The 19454-nt window shown below is 46.2% G+C and carries 20 protein-coding genes; 4 read left to right on the top strand and 16 right to left on the bottom strand.

Annotated elements, in window-relative coordinates; all coding sequences use genetic code 11:
• Positions 1-52 precede the first annotated feature (52 nt).
• Both DHL47_RS10675 and DHL47_RS10670 read right to left on the bottom strand, forming a co-directional pair.
• On the bottom strand, positions 53-1294 hold the full coding sequence (locus DHL47_RS10675) for an MFS transporter (protein WP_209551869.1): 1242 nt from the start codon (positions 1292-1294) through the stop codon (positions 53-55).
• A 130-nt stretch (positions 1295-1424) separates the two neighbouring features.
• Positions 1425-2507, bottom strand: coding sequence for an ArsR/SmtB family transcription factor (locus DHL47_RS10670; protein ID WP_209551868.1), 1083 nt, complete (start codon positions 2505-2507; stop codon positions 1425-1427).
• A 205-nt stretch (positions 2508-2712) separates the two neighbouring features.
• On the opposite strand from DHL47_RS10670, the gene DHL47_RS10665 reads away from it, so the two are divergent.
• The 3 genes from DHL47_RS10665 to DHL47_RS10655 are packed head-to-tail and all read left to right on the top strand — an operon-like array spanning position 2713 to position 4831.
• Positions 2713-3189 (top strand): DUF2975 domain-containing protein, encoded by a 477-nt coding sequence (locus DHL47_RS10665; protein WP_209551867.1) that lies wholly within the window; start codon positions 2713-2715, stop codon positions 3187-3189.
• A gap of 8 nt (positions 3190-3197) precedes the next feature.
• Entirely contained in the window at positions 3198-3413 is a 216-nt protein-coding gene (locus tag DHL47_RS10660) for a helix-turn-helix domain-containing protein (RefSeq protein ID WP_209551866.1), read from the top strand.
• A gap of 2 nt (positions 3414-3415) precedes the next feature.
• Positions 3416-4831: a DUF4153 domain-containing protein gene (locus tag DHL47_RS10655; protein WP_209551865.1), complete on the top strand. Its 1416-nt coding sequence runs from the start codon at positions 3416-3418 to the stop codon at positions 4829-4831.
• Positions 4832-4962: 131 nt separating this feature from the next.
• Here DHL47_RS10655 and DHL47_RS10650 read toward each other — a convergent pair whose 3' ends face one another.
• Both DHL47_RS10650 and DHL47_RS10645 read right to left on the bottom strand, forming a co-directional pair.
• A complete protein-coding gene (locus DHL47_RS10650) occupies positions 4963-5523 on the bottom strand; it encodes a DNA-3-methyladenine glycosylase I (RefSeq protein ID WP_209551864.1) in 561 nt (186 codons plus the stop codon).
• 11 nt (positions 5524-5534) lie between these two features.
• A complete protein-coding gene (locus DHL47_RS10645) occupies positions 5535-5999 on the bottom strand; it encodes a pyridoxamine 5'-phosphate oxidase family protein (RefSeq protein ID WP_209551863.1) in 465 nt (154 codons plus the stop codon).
• 24 nt (positions 6000-6023) lie between these two features.
• Between DHL47_RS10645 and DHL47_RS10640 the strand changes: the two genes are divergently transcribed.
• Positions 6024-6641, top strand: a complete 618-nt coding sequence (locus tag DHL47_RS10640) for a helix-turn-helix transcriptional regulator (protein ID WP_128835338.1) — start codon at positions 6024-6026, stop codon at positions 6639-6641.
• Positions 6642-6702: 61 nt separating this feature from the next.
• Here DHL47_RS10640 and rpmH read toward each other — a convergent pair whose 3' ends face one another.
• From rpmH to DHL47_RS10580, 12 genes are all read right to left on the bottom strand, one after another.
• Positions 6703-6837 (bottom strand): 50S ribosomal protein L34, encoded by a 135-nt coding sequence (gene rpmH, locus DHL47_RS10635; RefSeq protein ID WP_002893904.1) that lies wholly within the window; start codon positions 6835-6837, stop codon positions 6703-6705.
• A 138-nt stretch (positions 6838-6975) separates the two neighbouring features.
• Entirely contained in the window at positions 6976-7608 is a 633-nt protein-coding gene (locus DHL47_RS10630) for a ribonuclease P (protein WP_209551862.1), read from the bottom strand.
• 49 nt (positions 7609-7657) lie between these two features.
• A complete protein-coding gene (gene jag, locus DHL47_RS10625; RefSeq protein WP_128834821.1) occupies positions 7658-8674 on the bottom strand; it encodes an RNA-binding cell elongation regulator Jag/EloR in 1017 nt (338 codons plus the stop codon).
• A gap of 18 nt (positions 8675-8692) precedes the next feature.
• Positions 8693-9508 (bottom strand): YidC/Oxa1 family membrane protein insertase, encoded by an 816-nt coding sequence (locus DHL47_RS10620; protein WP_209551861.1) that lies wholly within the window; start codon positions 9506-9508, stop codon positions 8693-8695.
• Complete coding sequence (gene rnpA / locus DHL47_RS10615) at positions 9492-9851, bottom strand: ribonuclease P protein component (protein ID WP_128834826.1); 360 nt, start codon at positions 9849-9851, stop codon at positions 9492-9494. Before rnpA ends, DHL47_RS10620 begins: the two co-directional genes overlap by 17 nt.
• A 146-nt stretch (positions 9852-9997) precedes the next feature.
• Positions 9998-11383, bottom strand: a complete 1386-nt coding sequence (gene argH, locus DHL47_RS10610; protein ID WP_209551860.1) for an argininosuccinate lyase — start codon at positions 11381-11383, stop codon at positions 9998-10000.
• 14 nt (positions 11384-11397) lie between these two features.
• Positions 11398-12597, bottom strand: coding sequence for an argininosuccinate synthase (locus DHL47_RS10605; protein ID WP_128834830.1), 1200 nt, complete (start codon positions 12595-12597; stop codon positions 11398-11400).
• Between the two features lie 244 nt (positions 12598-12841).
• A complete protein-coding gene (locus DHL47_RS10600; protein ID WP_128834832.1) occupies positions 12842-13417 on the bottom strand; it encodes an NADPH-dependent F420 reductase in 576 nt (191 codons plus the stop codon).
• A 280-nt stretch (positions 13418-13697) separates the two neighbouring features.
• Positions 13698-15164: a glutamate--tRNA ligase gene (gltX, locus tag DHL47_RS10595; protein ID WP_209551859.1), complete on the bottom strand. Its 1467-nt coding sequence runs from the start codon at positions 15162-15164 to the stop codon at positions 13698-13700.
• 105 nt (positions 15165-15269) lie between these two features.
• Positions 15270-16049, bottom strand: a complete 780-nt coding sequence (locus tag DHL47_RS10590) for an alpha/beta hydrolase (RefSeq protein WP_209551858.1) — start codon at positions 16047-16049, stop codon at positions 15270-15272.
• Positions 16050-16123: 74 nt separating this feature from the next.
• Positions 16124-17791, bottom strand: a complete 1668-nt coding sequence (locus DHL47_RS10585) for a ribonuclease J (protein WP_128834838.1) — start codon at positions 17789-17791, stop codon at positions 16124-16126.
• A 348-nt stretch (positions 17792-18139) separates the two neighbouring features.
• On the bottom strand, positions 18140-19270 hold the full coding sequence (locus DHL47_RS10580; protein ID WP_209551857.1) for a low temperature requirement protein A: 1131 nt from the start codon (positions 19268-19270) through the stop codon (positions 18140-18142).
• Positions 19271-19454 lie beyond the last annotated feature (184 nt).

The following is a 19454-nucleotide window of genomic DNA, read 5'->3' as shown; positions in this document are numbered from 1 at the left end:
GACCTGAAAAATCAGAAGTCTCTTCAAAGCAGAAAAATAAGACAGCTGCCATTCAACAGCTATCCGAATCTGCCTTCAAGTTCTTCATTGGAATAATCAAGTAGAAAGACAGTGCCAGCATTAACACAAGCGGGAGGAGAATATAAATAACCCCCAAACTGCTGGCAAGAGCTATTAACAGCATGGATAAAACACTCGGAACAGCCATACTAAATAGATTAATAGCCGACTGGATGGCTCCCATTGCTTCTTCTGGAATCATACTGAATACAGATTTCTGCAATCTAGGACTCAGCAGACCGACTGTAACTGAGCAAGCAAAGCTCGCTATCAGGACAAGTAAAAAGTTTTGCCAGAAAAAACCGCAAAGAATAAAACCTTCACATACTTGGCTACTATACATAGCAAGCTTAGTCGAAAGTTTTTTCAGCAAACCGCCACTCAAAATATTTCCTAAGATCAGACCAGCGGAACTTAGAACAATTAACACGGCAATGGACTGACCGACCTGCAGATTCCAAAAAGGCCTTTTCAGCAATAAAAGAGTCGCTACTGGCGTCAGAATGTTCAGAGTGACCTGCCCAAAGGTTGAAACCAATAACAACCTCACAACGTTTTTCAATCCCAGCAAGACTTTAAGAGAATTCAATAAATGCTGCCAATAATTTTCTCTATTTAGCTCCTTGGCACTGCTGAACTCCGGTTCTAAGTCCTGTAAGCTTTTACTAATATGCCAAAACCCAAGGTAAGCTAGCAAGAATGTCAGAGCATTTAGTCCTGTCAAAGCTCCAATACTCATCCAAGCAATGAGAAAACCGCCAGCTAGATTCCCCAAAATATGAACCAAACTCATACTAGCCTGCCGAAAGCCCATTGCAGAGGTCATATCTTGCTTAATCACCTTTACATAAACTGGGGTCAGCATGGCACCTGAAAAATAACTCATGCTGTCCGACAGGAAATTAACCAGACAGATCACAAGCAAAGCGACAAGGGAAAAATTCTGCCTCAGCAGCATAAGCATCACCAAACCATATAAAATCACCTTGCCGAGCTGTATCAGCAGGCACTTGCGGATGCGATTCTTCTGAAAGTCCGCCGCAACTCCAGTAAAAACTTGAATTAACTGAGGTAGCGTTTCAGAAAGAGAAATCAATAAAACCGCAAGTGGAGCAAAGGAATAGGCGGAAACATAGTTCATCAAAGCCAAATAAAAAACAATGTCTCCAAAACCTGAAATCCATTGATTGATGAGCAACTGGCGAAAATTTTTGTTTTTTGCAAAAACAATCATACGGCATCTCCTTTACTCTTGTTAGATTTTTGTTTAACAAATTATAACAATTAATTAATCGATTGTCAAATTTTTGTTAGATTGTTGTTTTACAAAAAGAAGACCTAGAATGAATCTAGGTCTTCTGAAACTATGTTAGGTCCTGTTTGAACTTCTCTATAATTTTTTGAATCAGTTCTTTATTGACCGTGTATTTAACCGCATCTTCGCCCACGGCAAGCTCCAGCAAGCCAGAGTTTAAGAGTTTCTGCGTATGAAAGGAGATAGAGGCTCTTGTAAGCCCCAGTTTTTTAGCTATATCTTTATTCTTGGCATGCGGCTGAATCAATTCAATCAAGACTTTATAGCGGGTTTCATCACCAAGAGTTTTTAAGCTCAGAGCCAATGTTTCATCGTTAAGCTCCGATTCCGCCTTTGATAACTGGGAACTTCTCGTCGAAAGGACTAAGGAATAGGAAGTGAAATCAGGAACCTTTTCGAGAAAAGAGTCAATAAACATGGGTGACAGAACAAAGACTTGTGTGTCCTTTTCAAGAAGCTTAGCGTTCTGCTCTTCATCATCCATCACATCAGATAGGCTAAATTCTTGTTCAAAAGCTAGAACTTCCTGCTCAAACTGCTCATAAATAGGCTGATAAAGCTCAAACACTCTTTCCAGCAAGGAAACTAATTGATCCCGAAGCTTCTCTGGATGCTGAATAGCTTGGTACCAGTACCATTTATTTTCCGGAGACTTGTCACTATTCTCTATAAAAGCCAACAGCTCTTCAGGATGTCGTTCGGCAACTTCTCCAGCAGAAAGCTTAAGCGATAAGCAATAGATGATTTGCTCTGTGTCTAGTTTTTTCAAACATTCTAACAAGTCATGCAAATTGGCCGGCTCTTCTCCTTTCTCTAGCAAGTAGAGGTAGAGGAGCGGAGCCAGTCCCACCGTAGCTCCTTCAAACAAACTAATCGCAATAAGCTCGCTTTTCAAAGGTAGTAAATCCTGATAGAGCTTATCATAGTGCGGCTGTACATCAAGAAGCAGCTCCTTTTGATTCTGTCGTAAATCCTTCCACATATGTTTATTATCCCTTGAAACGATGGCAGGCACCATGAGAAATTCATATAACTTACTATGATAATGAACAAGCTTTACGCCCACAGATTCTTCCCTCCTTACATATACTCCGTCTCTGACCGAAAAGAGTATACATTTCTTGTTTTTCATTATACCAAAAATCAGGCAAAATATTCATCCCCTTCTGCTCTGTTCATCTCCTGACAAGAAATCCATCTCTATAAAATAAGAGATTTTTAGAAACTTTCATCTAGTCCTTAAGACTGATTTTACCTTTTTTCGATATTTTCTTATTGATTATCGATAATATTCGTGTTATAGTTACTAAGAAATGAAACGTTAGTCGGAGGAAATTATGACAGACAAACTGAAAAAGACTGCTGAAGATACGAGCATCACTCTTACAAAAATCAGTATCAGCCTTTTATTTATTGCTTCCATTATCCTGATAGCCCTAGGACCTTGGGTCGTCAACCTAGTTATTGAATTTCCCTCTCCTTTCTTTCAAGGAGAGACACGCTTTTGGATCTTGCTGCTGTTTGGCTATGTCCTAGGCTGCCTAGCGCTGGCCTGCATTGTCCATCTCTATCGGCTCCTTAGCCGCATCGGTAAAAATCAGGTCTTTATCACACAAAATGTTCAGTACATGCGCTATCTTGGCTGGGAAGTCGGCACTGTCGCTCTTATCTCCCTCTTTATGGGACTGACAGCCTATTTGCCCATGCTCTTGGTCACTGTTTCTTGCAGTATCTTGACCCTGATTATTCGTGTCATCCGCAATGCCTTTGGCAAGGCCATTGAGCTGCAGGATCAAGTGGACTACACTATTTAGGAGGTCTTATGATTCAGATAAATTTAGACCTTGTCATGGCGCAAAAGCGCATCAGCGCTAGCCGTTTAGCAGAGTTGATTAACCTAACACCAGCCAATCTATCTATCCTAAAAAATAATCGAGCCAAGGCTGTCCGCTTCTCAACACTCAACGCTCTCTGCCGTGAACTAGACTGCCAGCCTGGCGACATTTTGGAGTATATCCCTGATGAGGAGGAGAAATAATTATGGAATATCCAGCACCAGAACAGATGAATGTCCAGCCTTGTCTGCCCGCAGAAGCAGAACGACAGACCATCTTCACAGGCCTAGAGGACAAGCAACTGCGATTCTTTAAAATCAGCTATCTAATCCTATATCTCTTAACCTACTTTTACTCTGCTGTATTTTTTAATTATCAAACTGCATCCTTTTTCCCTTTTGCAATCGGTCTTATATTATTAAGCGAAGCCTTAATCAGGAAATTGGCCTATCCATCACTGCAGATAAAAAATCTTGACAGCAGATTAGAGGCTAGAAGCTTTCTGATCATGACGCTAGCTCAAGCCCTAGCTTTAAGTCTCTGGGGACTTCATCGCCAGCTAGAATTTTTTCAATTTCTGGCCATCCACATCTCATTCGCCTTCTATATTCTGTCACGTACCGGCTGGTTAAGCCAGGGACGTTTGGGGATTCTGGTCTGGTTTGACACCATTCAAGCCTTCTGCATCCTGCCCTTTAAAAATTTCATTGCTGCTATTCTAGTCTTTATAGAAGGCAAGCAGCAGGACTCTTCCGACAGTTCTGACAGTCTGTCTTCAAAGAAAGCTCAACAGCTCGCGATTATAGTCAGCAGCCTCTTTGTTGCAGGAATTTTGGTCTACTTTGTCTGGTCCCAGCTAAGTCAGGTTTCAGACAGCTTTGCCTCCTTCTTCAGCAATACCGCTGATTTCATTGAGAATCTACTTGACTCCCTCTTTTCAAGTCTTGATAGCAGCATGATTCTCTTCAAGGCCTGCCTGGCTGTCCCTGTCAGTCTGTACTTGTACGGCCTCCTAGCTGGCAGTCTGTTAGGCAAAAAAGATACTAAACTTAGCTACAAAAAATTTCAAGCAAATATCCGCCCTTTGCGGGTAGCCCCTGCTTTCGCAGCCTACATTATCATCGGCAGCCTCTGCCTGACCTATGCACTCTTCTTCCTGACGGGTCTGGGTGAGCTCGGCCAGCTCCTAAGCGCCGGAACAGTAGCTCAGGCTATTTCTCCGCAGAATGCTTCGACTGTTGCCGTAGCTGGCTTCTGGCAGCTGGTTCGGGTCTCTATCCTTAACTTTGCGGTCCTAGGTGTCTTCTATCTGATTGCCAAAAAACCGCTCTGGGACCAGAAAGGGACGCGATTCGCAGCTACTATTCTCTTTATCTTTACGGGTCTGCTGGCCTTGCTAGCTGGCTGGAAATTATTTGGCATCTACATCTATCTCTACGGACCAACACCGCTGCGCTTGATTTCAGCATGGTTCATCCTAGTTCTCTTAGTCTGGTGCCTGCTGACCCTGATTCGTTTCTACAAACCTATCCAAGCTATTCGCATCGGTATCTTTTACGCCCTGATAAGCTTTACCTTGCTTTGCTATCTTTATCCAATGCTTTTACCAGTGGCAAAATAAGCAACTGTGCTTAACTATACACTAAAAACTAGAAAGAAAATCAGTTTCTTTCTGGTTTTATTCTCTTTTTTATATCATTTACCGGCATTCGATAATAGACCGCTCACCTTTCTAATTCAAAGGAAAAATAATTATAGCCTAAAATCACACGTCAGCAAATGATCATTGACCATGCCAATTGACTGCATAAAGGCATATATGGTCGTAGAACCAACAAAAGAAAAACCTTTCTTTTTGAGTTCTTTGCTAATTTTATCAGATAGATCTGTTCGAGCGGGTACCTCTTCAATACTGGACCATGAATTGACAATCGGTTCATTCTTTACAAAAGACCAAATATAAGAATCCAAACTACCATATTCTTCTTTTAATTTTAAATAGGCTTTAGCATTTTTTATAACTGCCTTTATTTTCAGCCTATTTCGTATCACTCTTTGATCACTAAGCAATTCTTCAATCTTTTGCTCGTCATAGTTGGAGACTATTTCAGGATTGAAGTTTTCATAAGCCTCCGTCATTGCCTCCATTTTAGCTAAGATTGTTTGCCAGCTCAAGCCCGCCTGCTGACCTTCTAAAATCAACATTTTAAAGAGTTTATGCTCGTCATGCACAGGTCGCCCCCAGTCATGATCATGATAATTTCTCTCAAGCTCACTATTTTCAGCCCAATCGCATCTTTTTGTCTGAACCATCTATTTTCTCCTTATAGTTTGATTTTCTCAACTTGATTATTTTCTAAAACCAAGAAGGCGTCAGAAAAAGATACTTCGAAAAGTTGCAAGGAGTTGCTATGTTGCTCAATAATATCCTGATAATAAGGATACTTCTGGATAAAAACGCTTCTTATATCCTCAATAGAAAGCTGGCTTTCTTTGACTCTTCCTTGAATCCGGACATACCTCCCATCACCTTTCGGGACTGTTGTAAGAGCAATACGATTATTGATTGCCAGCTCTTGGATTTTATGACTATTTTTAAATGAGATAAAGAACAATTTCTTTGTCTCCTCATCATAGTAAAAATTGACAATTCTTACATTTGGGATATCCTTTACAGAAGTAGCTAGAGCCATTTCTGTCTGTTCTGCCAATAAGGTCTTAAAATATTGATTCATATTTGACTCCTTTATTATTTTCTCTAAAACTAGTATAATATAAAAAGGTATCATTTTTTGAAACCATTTAATAAAAATATGGAGTTTCTCATGAATAAATCTCAAAGAATTAACGATATGCTTATTTTCCTCAATAAGAAAAGACAATTCAATCTAAAAGATATTATGAATCGATATCATATTTCAAAAAGCACTGCCCTTCGTGATATTGCCAGCCTTGAAACGCTGGGAATTCCTATTTATTCTGACTTAGGCCGGAATGGCAGTTATAAAATTCTTAGCAACGACTTGTTATCTCCTATTATTTTCTCCATAGATGAAATTTCTGCCTTGTATTTTTCCATGCTAACTCTGGAAAACTACAATATGTGTCCTTTTGATATTGACCTGCAAAAATTAAAAGAAAAATTTGAAAACTCGATTTCAGAACAGCAGTTAAGCAAGATCACAAAAATTGAGAAAATCCTTCAACCAGAAGTCAGAAAGACAATCAACAACTCTCAGTTGCGAATAATTCTTGATATTTTATTGCACAGGCAGGAAGAATTTTTTCCAATTAAGTATGAACAGCAGTCTCTTCAAGTTCAATTTATCAAACTATATAGCCACAAAGGAGACTGGTATGTAGAAGTCATAAATAAAGACACTGGACAAAAAGAGGAACTTTTTTGCCAGTCTATTGAATTTTACCCATAAAGTTAATACAAAAAAACCAGCGGTCTCGAGTCTCCGCTGGTTTCTTGATCAATCGTTTGGATTAGGCTGCCAAAACTTTGCGTCCTTTACGACGGCGGGCTGCCAATACGCGACGACCGTTTTTAGTAGACATACGGTGGCGGAAACCATGTTTACGCGCACGACGGATTTTACTTGGTTGATAAGTACGTTTCACGATGAATACCTCCTCTTAGATTCTTGTATTCGTTTAGCCGGCTAGTGTGATCAGTTACTAAACATACTGTATTATTCTATCTGATTATCCCTCTTTTGTCAATAGCCACTGAAAATAAGTTTCTATTTGGGAACGTTATCACAAAGTTCGAGTAGCTTCATAAAAGGGGATGAGCGCTTCCATAGCTTCCTGCAGATTTGCCAAAACCTGATCTCTGGAAACGGCCTGAGACAGATTCACATCATACTTGACCAAGACCTTGCGGACGGTGCCATCCTGAATCTGACCAAGCAGCTGCTGGCGATTTTCTTCGCTTCCTTTCAACCGCTGGCTGACACCCTCTATCTGGGCAAAATAATAGGCCGGCTCCTCAATAGGCACTTCCAAGACCTGGTTCTGCTTGTCCAGACTGGTCTCATCCTTCTTGCGCTCTATAAAGCTGACCTCCAAGGAGACACCGAAATCCTCTGGATTGCCATATAAACGCAGGGCAAACATGGGCTCGGACAGCTCTCCGTATCCTCTCAGGTAGTTCCAGAAATGCGACCGCAAGACCTGGGCCTGATTCATCCAGTTGCTGGTCCGCTCCAGACTCAGCTTAGGGTAGAGAGCCTGAAAATCCTTGACTAGGTCCGCAAACTCCCGGCGGGCCGCCTGCCCCTTGACCTTGAGCTCTAGCATGGCCTCCCGCAGTTGACCGGCCTTATCCGGTGAACGATACTTACTTCCTTGATAAGATAAAAAATCTTGAATAGCTGGAAAAAGCGACATAGGAACTCCTTTCAATATGCAAAAACCAGCATCTCTGCTGGCCTTCTCTTTATTCACTGTCAACATCCACAACCACATAGCGGTTGGGCTCGTCGCCTTCAGAGTAGCTGGTGACACCGTCAATCCGCGAGATAATCCGGTGAATAATCTTGCGCTCGCTGTTGGACATGGGGTCAGTCTGCTGGCTGCGGCGTTCTTCCAGAGCACGCTGGGCCAGCTTCTGAGCATAGCTTTGCAGGACTTCTGCCCGATGCTCTACATAATCATTGACATTGATAGAGATATAAAAACTCTTGGAATATTGATTGTAGAGGTAGTTCTGAGCCAAGAGCTGCAGAGCTTTCAGGACTTTTCCGTGATAGCCAATGACCCGGCCTGGTTCATTGGTATCAATCTGCATATTGATGGTCCGGCGGTTATGGCTGCTGGAAATGCTGGCCTCAACGTCCATTTCGTCAACAATCTTCTGCACATAGTCCGTGACACTGTCCACCACTTCTTCGATATGATAGTTTTCTTCAACCTGAATGCCCAGATCAGAAAAGGAAGATTCCCCTGATTCTGCAGCCGTTCGGCTCTTGGCAGCACGGTCAAAAGCAATGACCTTGTCTGCCTTTTCCTCCTCGGCAGTTTCTTCAATAGCCCGGCTGGTTTTCAGGAGATCAATGGTCCCCGTCTCTTCCAAAATCGTATTGGCCTGCTGATCATTTTTGAGGATTTTGGCCTTGACTTCCTCGGAAATCACTTCGCCTTCGCCCTCTACCTTCTTGATAGCCGCTACCACGCGCCCCAGATCCACCGTAGCTTCGCTGACCGTCTGCACCGGCTCGTTCTGAGCATTGATCTCCTCAGGGACTCCCTTGACAGCCTTTTGGTTGGCCTTGACAACGGTCGTCTCTGCAATGGGCTCCACATCCACCTGAGCCGGTTTTTTGCCAAAGAGTCCTAAGAACCCTTTTTTCTCACGGGAAATCACCGTGATATGCGCCCGCATACGCGGAATATCCAACGTTTTTAATCCATTTTGAATTGCTTCTTCAACACTTGCTCCTGTAAAGATAACCATCTGCAAGAGTCCTCCTTCTTACTTTTTCTTTTTCTGTGCCTTTTTCAGAGCACGTTTCTTTTTCTGCTCCAGCTGGCGTTCTGCCCGTTCCTTGGCTTCCCGCTCGGCAATCATCTTGAACGGATTGCTCAGCAGCAGGGTCTGTCCCACCTGATAGGCATTGGAAACTGCCCAGTAGAGGGCCACACCGCTTGCAGCATACACCGCAAAGAAGAAAATCATGACCGGCATAAAATAGAGCATAAAGGTCATACTGCCGTTTTTCTCAGGCAGGGCCTTATTGGACAGCCAAGTGCTGAGAAAGGTAAAGAGAGCCGCCAAAACCGGCAGAATAAAAGTCGGATCTGTTTGGCCGAGATTGAGCCAGAGGAAGTGGCCGGTCTTTAAAAATTCCACCCGGGTCAGGGCCTGAAAGAGAGCCAAAAGCACCGGCATCTGAATGAAGAGGGGGATAAAGGAGGCAAAAGGATTGATGCCCATCTCCTTGTAAAGCTGCTGTGTCTCATCGTTTAAAGCCGTCCGGCTCTCCATATCTTTGCCAGGATATTTTTCCTGAAGCTGCTTGATACGAGGCTGAACTTCCTGCATCTTGCGCGTGGAAGTGGTCTGAAACTGGAAGACCGGCAGCAGCACCGTCCGGATAATCACGGTAAAGAGGATGATCCCGATACCCGTGCTGCCGTTGAAAGAGAGAAACTGAATGGTCTTTGCAAAGAAATAAACCAGCTGCTCCCAAAAGCCTTCTGAACTGGAGGTCACTTGACTGGTCCCGCAGGCCGTTAAAAAGAGCAGGGAAGCAAGCAGCAAGATTCCTAATTTACTTTTCTTTTTCACACATGAGTCCTTCCTGATAAAGATTTGCAATTTTCAATACGTGCAGTAAATTTCGTTCTATTTGGCGGTAGTCCAGATCTTCTACACCCTTGCGGGCAATGACGACGAAGTCTGCTGTAAGCAAGCCTTTCTGATACTGCATCAAGACATGGCGGATTTTCCTTTTAATGCGGTTGCGGACGACAGCATTGCCCAGTTTCTTGCTGACAGAAAGCCCGACACGAAAATGCTTCTGATCCTTTTCCAGCTTATAAACGACAAATTTCCGATTGGCAACATTCTGTCCTTTTTTAAAAATCGCATTGAAATCTTTTTCACTCTTGACGCGATAGCTTTTTCTCAAAACTCAACTCCATCCACCAAAATTAATTCTATTATACCATATTTTCTCAAAAAGCCAACAAGAGCTGTCATGGCGCTGTTTTTGCTCATATTTACATGTTTTTCTGACCAAAAAAACACCGCAGTTCTGACGGTGTTTCCTATATTTTATTGGCTGTTTAAATCTTTTTTGGCTCGGGCCAGTTCCTGTCGGATCTGCTCAAAGCCGGTGCCGCCCAAGGAGTTTCGCTTGCGCACAGCCGTCTGCGACTGCAGCACCTGATAAATATCTTCCTCAATCAGCGGCGAAACTTCCTGATAGCGGGCAAAGGGAAGGTCCTGCAGATAGCTGCCGCTCCTGCTGCACTCCAGCACCAGCCGGCCGACAATCTCATGCGCCTCCCGGAAGGGCAGGCCTTTTTTAGCCAGATAGTCAGCCAGCTCAGTCGCATTTGAAAAATCCTTCTCAGTCGATTGCAGCATCTTGTCCTTATGGACTGTCATGCTGGAGAGCATACCAGCCATGATGTCCAGCGACTTCTGAATGGTCTCAACGGTGTCAAACATGCCTTCCTTGTCTTCCTGCAAGTCCTTATTGTAGGCTAGGGGCAGGGATTTCATGACTGTCAGAAGGCTGAAGAGATGGCCGTAGACCCGGCCGGTCTTGCCTCGAATCAGCTCAGCCATATCGGGATTTTTCTTCTGCGGCATGATGGAAGAGCCGGTACTGAAGGTATCCGACAGGCTGACGAAGCCATATTCGTAGCTGCACCAGTTAATCAGCTCCTCACAGAGACGGGACAGATGCATCATGAGCATGCTGCTGTTGGACAGAAACTCTAAGATAAAGTCCCGGTCGCTGACCGCATCCAGCGAATTATGGTAGAGACCGCTAAAGCCCATTAAGGATGCTGTCTGCTCCCGATCAATGGGAAAGGTCGTCCCGGCCAGAGCAGCCGCCCCCAGAGGAGACAGGTCTGTATGCTTGAGATTAAAGGCATAGCGCTCACTGTCGCGGCTGAACATCTGATAATAGGCCAGCAGATGATGGGCAAAGCTGATGGGCTGTGCATGCTGCAGATGGGTATAGCCCGGCATAATGGTCTCGACATGCTCCTCAGCCAAGGCCAGCAGCACCTCCCGCAGATGCAGAAGCTTCTCCCCTATCTGTCCCAGCTGGTCCTTGAGATAAAGGTGCATATCCGTTGCCACCTGATCATTGCGGGAGCGGGCTGTATGAAGCTTGCCGGCCACCGGCCCGATTTCCTCCGTCAGCAGGGCCTCCATATTCATATGAATATCTTCATTGGTCACATCAAAGGCAATCGCTCCGGCTTGGTAGCGCTCCAGCAGTTTTTCCAGACCAGCCCGAATGGCCGCTGCTTCCTCCGGCTCAATAATGCCCTGAGCTCCCAGCATCTGGACATGGGCCAGACTGCCTTTCAAATCATAAGGAGCCAGCTGATAGTCAAAGGAAATACTGGCACCGAATTCCTCCACCCAGCTCTCCAAAGCGGCTTCAAAACGGCCGCCCCATAATTTATGGTTTGCCATAGGAAAGCCCCTTTCTATTTGTCCTTGTGAGCCTGAACCTCTGCGTGAACCTTAGACGGCAGCCCCCACAGCTTGATAAAGCCGATCGCTGCATCCTGATCAAAGGTATCTGCGCTGGTGTAGGTCGCCAGGCTCTCATCATAGAGAGAATTGTCCGACTTGCGGGCGACCACAGTGGCCGAGCCCTTATACAGCTTGACTCTGGCTGTGCCGTTGACGACCTGCTGGGTCGACTTGAGATAGGCAATCAGTGCCTCTGTTGCCGGGTTAAACCAAAGACCGTTGTAGATGAGATTGGACAGTTCATTTTCAACAATCGGCTTGAAATGCGCCAATTCCCTGACCAGAGTCAAATCTTCAATCTCCTTGTGGGCTGCAAGCAGGGTCACTGCCCCGGGACATTCGTAAACTTCCCGCGACTTGATGCCCACCAGACGGTTCTCCACATGGTCAATCCTGCCGACACCGTGTTTGCCGGCCAAATCATTGAGCTCCAAAATCAAGTCTGCTAATTTCAGCTCTTGGCCGTCAAGGGCAACCGGAACGCCGGCCTTAAATTCAATATCAACGTATTCCGGACTGTCCGGAGCGGCTTCCGGAGCAACCGTCAGGTCATAGGCATCTTCCGGAGCCTCATTCCAGGGATTTTCCAAAACGCCGCATTCATTGGCCCGGCCCCAGAGATTCTGGTCTACCGAGTAAGGGCTGTCCAGATCCGCCGGGATGGGCACACCGTTTGCCTTCGCATAGTTAATTTCTTCTTCCCGGGACCACTTCCATTCCCGCACTGGGGCAATCACTTTGAGCTTAGGGTCAAGCGAAGCAATAGCCACTTCAAAACGGACCTGATCATTGCCTTTGCCGGTGCAGCCGTGAGCAATGGTCGTCGCTCCGGTCTGATGGGCAATTTCTACCAGTTTCTTTGAGATGAGCGGTCGGCTGAGGGCGGACACAAGAGGATATTTTTGTTCGTAGAAGGTGTGTCCCTGCAGAGCAACTAAAACATAGTTTTCTGCAAATTCGTCCTTAACATCAATAACGTGCGACTCAATCGCTCCGACTTTTAAGGCTTTGTCGTGAATGAAATCCAAATCATTTCCCTCACCCACATCCATACAGACTGCTATGACATCATAGTCCTTATCCAGCCAAGTAATGGCTACCGAGGTGTCCAATCCACCCGAATATGCTAGAATGACTTTTTCTTTAACCATGCGATTACCTCAATCCTTCTACTACTTTTTATTTTTAAACATTCTACTGCATGGAAATACGAATGTCAAGAGGAAATTGATATTTATTGAAATAAAAACGTTTTATCAATTTTTATTCACATGTTTGCATACCGACAGGCACACAAAAAAGCCAGCAAAAACTGACTCTTCATTATGGACTGATGGAACTGTCCCCTGTCAAGCAGACACTGAAAGAATAAAAGATTCAGCCAGAGCTTTTTCCTCATTTCATTAGGGCGAAACCAGCGGTCCAGCTGATTTCTTCACGCATCGCAAGAGTAATTTGAAGAAATCCCATTGCTTCTAGCTCACGGGCTCGTTTGAGAGCACCGGCATCTACCGTCTGCAAGCCCCCTGCTTGGATATAGGCTGCCAAGTGCCCCTTGGCTTCCTCATCATCTGAAGCCAGCTCTACGACGGCCGGCACTTCTTCTGCCACTTTTTGACTGGCCAATGTTGCAGCAAAGTTGGTATTAAAAGCTTTCACAATCCGTGCCTCCGGAAGCAGTTTGGCCAGCTCTTCTGCTGCTGATGTTCCAGCTGGAACCAGCAGTTCATCCATGGTTTCAAAATTGACAGGATTTGAGATGTCTACGATTATTTTTCCTTTCAGAGCTTCCTTATTAGCCGTGACAATCCCTGCCACTGCCCCATAAGGGACCGCTAAGACAACCACCTGCCCTAGTTCCCCTCTCGGCCCTTCCTTGCCAGCAAAATCAACGCTGTGACCTCCTGCTTGAAAGACGCCGGCAATCGCCTGCCCCATATTTCCTTGACCAAAAATTGTAATAGTTGCCATTTTCTTTTCTCCTTTTGCTTTATTTTTTAAATGTAACTATTTATATTACAACTACCATTATACGCCATTTTGATGTAATGTCAAATGTTACAGCTTGTTTTTTTAACTTTCGCTTCCAACAGCCACCAGACTGGACCAAAGTTGGGAGCCATCTCCCTTTCTGGCGGCGAATCAGACTCCCATGATGTCTGTACCCTCATCCACAGAGGGACCTGTCTTTTTGGAAGACACCGCATAAAAAGAGAGCCGGCAGCCGCCAGCTCTCTTGATGCTTATCTCCTTATCTATTGTCAGCAATCTTCTTCAGCATATTCTCAAGATGCTGGATAGATTTTTGACGCCCTAATAAGTAAATGGTGTCCGGCAGTTCCGGCCCGTGCATTTCGCCGGATACAGCAATCCGAATGGGCATAAAGAGGTTCTTGCCCTTGATGCCGGTCTCTTTTTGGACTGCCTTAATCTGCGGGAAGATGTTTTCGGACTTGAAGTCCTCTTCAGACATGGCTTCCAGCTTCTCCTTGAAGGCCGTCAGCACTGTCGGTACCGTTTCACCGGCCATGACTTCTTTTTCAGCCTCGGTCAGCTCTGGGAAGTCTGCAAAGAAGAGGTCGGTCAGAGGCACGATCTCGTCCACCGACTTCATCTGCGGCTGGTAGAGCTGCACCAGCTTTTCAGCCTTGTCCGTCAGACGGCCGGCTGCTTCCAGATAAGGCTTAGCCAGAGCAAAAATGGTCTCAAAATCTGCATTTTTGATGTAGTCATTGCTCATCCAGTCCAGCTTCTTCTGGTCAAAGGCAGCAGGCGACTTGCTCAGGCGGTTTTCATCAAAGAGCTCAATCAGCTCCTGACGGGAGAAAATCTCGTCTTCGCCGCCGGGATTCCAGCCCAGCAGCGCAATGAAGTTAAAGACTGCTTCCGGCAGATAGCCCTTCTTGCGGTAGTCCTCGATAAACTGCAGGGTATTGGTGTCCCGCTTGGACAGCTTCTTGCCGGTTTCGCTGTTGACGATCAGGGTCATGTGGCCAAATGCCGGTGCTTCCCAGCCCAGAGCTTCATAGACCATGAGCTGCTTCGGTGTATTGGCGATATGGTCATCCCCGCGGATAACGTGGGAAATCTGCATCTCATGGTCATCTACCACCACAGCAAAGTTATAGGTCGGATAGCCGTCTTTCTTCTGGATAACCCAGTCACCGCCGATATTGCCGCCCTCAAACTCGATCTCACCCTTGACCATGTCCTGCCACTTATAAATGCCGGCTTCATTGACAGCCAAGCGTACGGTCGGCACGATACCGGCTGCCTCCCGCTCTGCGATATAGGCTGCTTTTTCAGCCTCAGTCATGCCCAGAAATTCATTGATATAGCGCGGAGTTTCCCCGGCTGCTTCCTGGCGTTCCCGCTCCGCTGCCAGCTCTTCCTCGGTCACATAGGACTTGTAGGCCTTGCCTTCTGCTAAGAGCTGATCGATATATTTCTGGTACAGTTCCAGCCGCTCAGACTGACGGTAGTTTGCATGGGTCTCTGGACTTTCGTCCCAGTCCATGCCCAGCCAGCACAGATTTTCCAGCTGTGAGCGCTCGCCATCTTCCACATGGCGCTTGCGGTCTGTATCCTCGATCCGGATAATGAAGGTCCCGCCATGATGACGGGCATAGAGGTAGTTAAAGAGCGCAGTCCGCGCATTTCCGATGTGTAAGAGTCCAGTCGGACTTGGTGCATAGCGCACTCGAATCGCTTTTGTCAAAGTTCCATTCTCCTATTTGCATTTTGGGAAATCAATCCCACTCCGATTTTCAAACGTAATCATTATATCATACTCTGAGGGCAGTATATGACTTTACAGCCTATTTTACGGCAGGCGCTCTTCCAGCTGAAAGTCAATCGGCAGCCATGCCAGAACCCGCTCCATCTGCTTTTCCCAGTAATACCATTCATGCTTGCCCGGACTGTGGCTGTAAGTGATGTCGAGTCCTAACTGCTGCAGATTTTTCACCGCATGGTTATTGGCCGTATAGAGGAAATCTTCCTCCCCGCACCAAGCCCAAAGCTTCGTCTTTTTGTCAGACTGCTTGGCCAAGCTCTCCAGCGAATAGGGGCTGCTGGTCCAGTCTTCCAACTCTCCGAAGATGCCCCGCCAATAGGCCGGCCTTGCCAGCTCCGTATCATCTGGATGGCTGTCATGAAAGCTCAGAGCGCCAGAAAGACTGGCCGCATACGAGAAGCGGTCACTCTTCAGAGCCAGCATAAAAGCGCCATAACCGCCCATGGAAAGACCCGCAATGAAATTCTTCTCCCGCTTATCTGACATATTGGGAAAAAAGCGCTTAAGCACCCGAGGCAGCTCCTCAGCGATGGCTTGGTAGTAGTCATAGCCATACTGGGTATCGGTGTACCAACCGTTGCTGGTATTGGGCATAACGACAATCAGGTTGGTAGAGCGCACCAAACGCTCGATATGAGAACGTTTGAGCCAGCTGTTGTGATTGCCGTTCATACCATGAAGCAGGTACAGGACAGGAATGTCCTTGTCGTCCGGCCTGTCCACACGAACTGCGTCCGGATAGAGGACATTGACGCCCCATTCCATCTCCAAAACCTCAGAATAATACTCAATTTTCATCACTGCCATTCGCATTTCTCCTTCGTCTCTTCCTGACAAGAAAAAGCCGAAGCCCGACTTTTCCTGTATTTGTGTTCAGATTTTTACCGCACTTCCATGACGACCGGTAAGATAGCCGGACGGCGCTTGGTTTGGTCAAAGAGATACTTAGCCAGACTGTCTCGGACCGCTCCCTTGAGCTCGCCCCAGTCAAAGCCGTCCTGAGCCAGATAGTCTTCCACCGCCTTATTGATAATGTCTGTGCTTTCCCGCAGAATGTCTCGGCTCTTCTTGACATAGACAAATCCGCGGGTGTGGACCTTGGCCTTGGAAATAATCTTCTTTTCCTTGCGGTTGACCGTCAAAGCCACGATGAAAATGCCATCCTCTGACAGGACCTTGCGGTCGCGCAGCACGATATTGCCCACATCACCAATAGCATTGCCGTCAATCATGACATCGCCGGCCGCCACTGCCCCAGCAGGGACAAAGTCGCCCTTGTCGTATTCCATGACACTGCCGCGTTTGGGAATAAAGATATTTTCTGGCAGAATGCCGATTTCCATAGCCGCCTTAGCATGAGCGTCCAGCTCCCGGTACTCTCCCTGAATAGGAAAAAGATAGTCTGGCTTGAGCAGATTGAGCAGGAGCTGCAGATCGCGCGCATTGCCATGACCGGACACCCGCAGGCTCTGCGTAATCAGCTTGACAATACCGCCCGCCTGGTAAATCATGTTTTCCACCCGGGCTACCACCGCTTCCTTGGCAACGGACGGCGTGGTCACGATATAAATCAAGTCGCCTTCCTTGATTTCCACATAGCGGTGACGGCCGATGGACATCTTGCGCAGACCATTGATCGGCTCACCCATCCGGCCAGTTTCCAGAATAATCAGCTCATGGTCTTCAAACTTAGCCATTTCCTTGGGCTTGATTAACAGACGTTCGTCCACCAAGGACAGCTTCTTGAGCCGAATGGCTGTACGGACAATATTTTCAATATCAAAACCAGTCAGAACGACCCGACGCCCAGTTGCAGCCGCAGCATCAAAAACCTGCTGAATCCGTGACAGATTGCTGGCAACTGCAGCCACGATAACCCGGCCGTCCCAGTCAGAAATCGTATCTTCAATCTCCCTGCCGACCTCGCTCTCACTGGCCACCTGAACGGTGCTGTCCGCATTGGCTGAGTCGCTGAGCAGGGCCAGCACTCCTTCGCGGCCAATCTCAGCCAGGCGGCCAAAGTCTGTCGCATAGGACTCGCTGGCTGACTGGTCAAACTTGAAATCGCCGGTATAAACGATATTGCCCTTTCGGGTCTTGATGACAATGCCCAGACTCTCCGGGATGGAGTGGGTCGTGCGGAAAAAGGAGACGACGGTCTTGCCGAACTCAATCTCCGTATTTTCATCAATGACATGGAAATCATTGAATTTTTTGACTGCATCGTGGTTTTTGACAAAGAGCTTAGCCAGCTCAATCGTTAACTCTGATCCGAAAACCGGCACTCTGGCATCCGCCAAAAGATGCGGCAGGGCTCCGATAGCGTCCGCATGCCCATGGGTCAGAAAGACACCGGCAATCCGCTTCTTGTTTTCAACCAGATAGTCCATATTGGGAACGACATAGTCCACTCCCAGCTGCTCATTTTCCGGGTATTTCAGCCCAGCATCCAATACAAAAATGGAATTGTCCACTTCGGCAACGTAGAGATTTTTCCCATTCTCACGCACGCCGCCTAAAGCAATCAGTTTAATCTTGCTTTTGCTCATGATTTCTCCTCTGATGATTTTAAATTTTTCTAAGCAACTCCGCAAGCCAATCAGATGCTGCTCAAAGTCGCATGCTCCCTGCAGGGATCCATCCTGCGGCCACGGTTCTGGGCTGCGGTCCTGCCTGACGGAGTTTTTTTACTAACGGTCCTTGGAAAACCAAGTCGAATTACAGTTTTGCAAACACAGTTTGCATATCTTATTCATTATAGCATTTTTCCAGCCTTTTTTCAAAATAAAGAAAAATTGTTTTTCCTTTGTCAATTAGAAGGGAGCTATTTTTCTAACCACGAAAAAAACACGCCGACAGCAGAAAAAGAAACAGCCGCAAACTGTCTCTTTTTAGGGTTAGGCTTTGCCAGTCAGATTAAAACGGACAAAATAAACCATCATTGCCGCTGTAACCAAGAAAGCCAGTCCGACCGTTGCCAGAGCATGGGCAGAAAAGAAAATCAGACTGGCTGCCAGGCCTAGAATCGGAAGCGCCGTCTCTATAAGCAGAAACCTCATTGAGAACCTGCGTTCCAGCTTATTATAAGGATTGTGGGGCAGAAGGCCAGACATAAAAAGGGCCAGTCCGGCATAAAAATAAATCGTCGAGAAAAAAAGGTTCATCTCTGAATTTCCAAAGAAGCTTAGAGAAACCGTAATAAAGCTGAGGCCAAAGAAAATCGGATAATGAAGATAGATAGCCCGAATCCCCATCTCCTCTCTATTAACATCCAGCAAATGGTCAATCTCAACGATATAAATCATAAAGAGATTGGTCACGATGAGGAAAATAAGGACAGACAGGAGGGAGAAAGCTTCACTGCTGAAATGCTCGGAAATCCCAATCAGCATCTCCCCAAAAGTGATAATGACCAGAAGCGACAGCCGCTCAATCAAATGAGGAAAATTGATGGGACTGAGGTCAGCTGAGACAAAGCCGCGATTGGGATTATTGAGAAAGCCGGGCAGAATCCAGGTCACCAAAATTCCAATCACTGCTACCCAAAGACCGATATGATATGGAAAGAGCAGAGCCAGAAAGAGGCTGGCCGAGCGAAGCCCCAGAATATAAAAGAACTGCCGGATCAGACTGCGGTCCGAGGCCTTGTCAGCCAGAACATACTCCACGATATACTGGATCAGCAAGAGGCTGGAAATCAGGGCCACAGGCAGAACAATCCAGACAAAATTTTCCTGCCAGTCTCCGGCTACAGCCCTAGACGAGACCAAAAGGCAGATCATCTGCAGAAACATGAAAACGATGTTGCGCAGGCTATTGCTGCCGAACCGGTTGGTGTAGACCGTCTGTACCATCCAGGAATTGACAAAGATAATCAACCCTATGAGGAAGCTGGACAACGACTGCAGACTAAGAACGCCATGGTGGGCATGGTGGATGATGGAGGTCAACTGACTGATGGTATAGACATAGACCAGGTCATAGAAAAGCTCGGTCAGCTCAACCTTTTTATGCTTGATAAGAGACATAGTTTCTCCTTGTATTTGATTTTCAACTGTATTAGTATACCACACCAGACGGGAATGTAAAGCCAGCCTGACCATGAATCAATAACCCTGTAGCTATTTTCGTTCCTGCTAGACTGACCGCTTCTCATTTCGGCCTGACTCTAGGACATTTGAAGGCATTTTTTGAATTCAGGACACAACAAAC

The organism is Streptococcus panodentis (assembly GCF_017884005.1).
In the GTDB taxonomy this organism is placed as follows: domain Bacteria; phylum Bacillota; class Bacilli; order Lactobacillales; family Streptococcaceae; genus Streptococcus; species Streptococcus panodentis.
Note: the sequence above shows the minus strand (reverse complement) of the source record. Positions and strands in the feature narration are given on the sequence as shown.

What these genes read in the sequence shown, in the direction of transcription:
- DHL47_RS10650 (WP_209551864.1), bottom strand. Translation starts at nt 5,523, where the DNA reads ATGGTTCAGACAAAAAGATGCGATTGGGCTGAAAATAGTGAGCTTGAG.
- DHL47_RS10600 (WP_128834832.1), bottom strand. Translation starts at nt 13,417, where the DNA reads ATGGCAACTATTACAATTTTTGGTCAAGGAAATATGGGGCAGGCGATT.
- jag (WP_128834821.1), bottom strand. Translation starts at nt 8,674, where the DNA reads ATGGTTATCTTTACAGGAGCAAGTGTTGAAGAAGCAATTCAAAATGGA.
- DHL47_RS10640 (WP_128835338.1), top strand. Translation starts at nt 6,024, where the DNA reads ATGGAGTTTCTCATGAATAAATCTCAAAGAATTAACGATATGCTTATT.
- DHL47_RS10590 (WP_209551858.1), bottom strand. Translation starts at nt 16,049, where the DNA reads ATGGCAGTGATGAAAATTGAGTATTATTCTGAGGTTTTGGAGATGGAA.
- argH (WP_209551860.1), bottom strand. Translation starts at nt 11,383, where the DNA reads ATGGCAAACCATAAATTATGGGGCGGCCGTTTTGAAGCCGCTTTGGAG.
- DHL47_RS10585 (WP_128834838.1), bottom strand. Translation starts at nt 17,791, where the DNA reads ATGAGCAAAAGCAAGATTAAACTGATTGCTTTAGGCGGCGTGCGTGAG.
- DHL47_RS10630 (WP_209551862.1), bottom strand. Translation starts at nt 7,608, where the DNA reads ATGTCGCTTTTTCCAGCTATTCAAGATTTTTTATCTTATCAAGGAAGT.
- DHL47_RS10655 (WP_209551865.1), top strand. Translation starts at nt 3,416, where the DNA reads ATGGAATATCCAGCACCAGAACAGATGAATGTCCAGCCTTGTCTGCCC.
- DHL47_RS10670 (WP_209551868.1), bottom strand. Translation starts at nt 2,507, where the DNA reads ATGAAAAACAAGAAATGTATACTCTTTTCGGTCAGAGACGGAGTATAT.
- DHL47_RS10645 (WP_209551863.1), bottom strand. Translation starts at nt 5,999, where the DNA reads ATGATACCTTTTTATATTATACTAGTTTTAGAGAAAATAATAAAGGAG.
- DHL47_RS10660 (WP_209551866.1), top strand. Translation starts at nt 3,198, where the DNA reads ATGATTCAGATAAATTTAGACCTTGTCATGGCGCAAAAGCGCATCAGC.
- DHL47_RS10675 (WP_209551869.1), bottom strand. Translation starts at nt 1,294, where the DNA reads ATGATTGTTTTTGCAAAAAACAAAAATTTTCGCCAGTTGCTCATCAAT.
- DHL47_RS10665 (WP_209551867.1), top strand. Translation starts at nt 2,713, where the DNA reads ATGACAGACAAACTGAAAAAGACTGCTGAAGATACGAGCATCACTCTT.
- DHL47_RS10605 (WP_128834830.1), bottom strand. Translation starts at nt 12,597, where the DNA reads ATGGTTAAAGAAAAAGTCATTCTAGCATATTCGGGTGGATTGGACACC.
- DHL47_RS10580 (WP_209551857.1), bottom strand. Translation starts at nt 19,270, where the DNA reads ATGTCTCTTATCAAGCATAAAAAGGTTGAGCTGACCGAGCTTTTCTAT.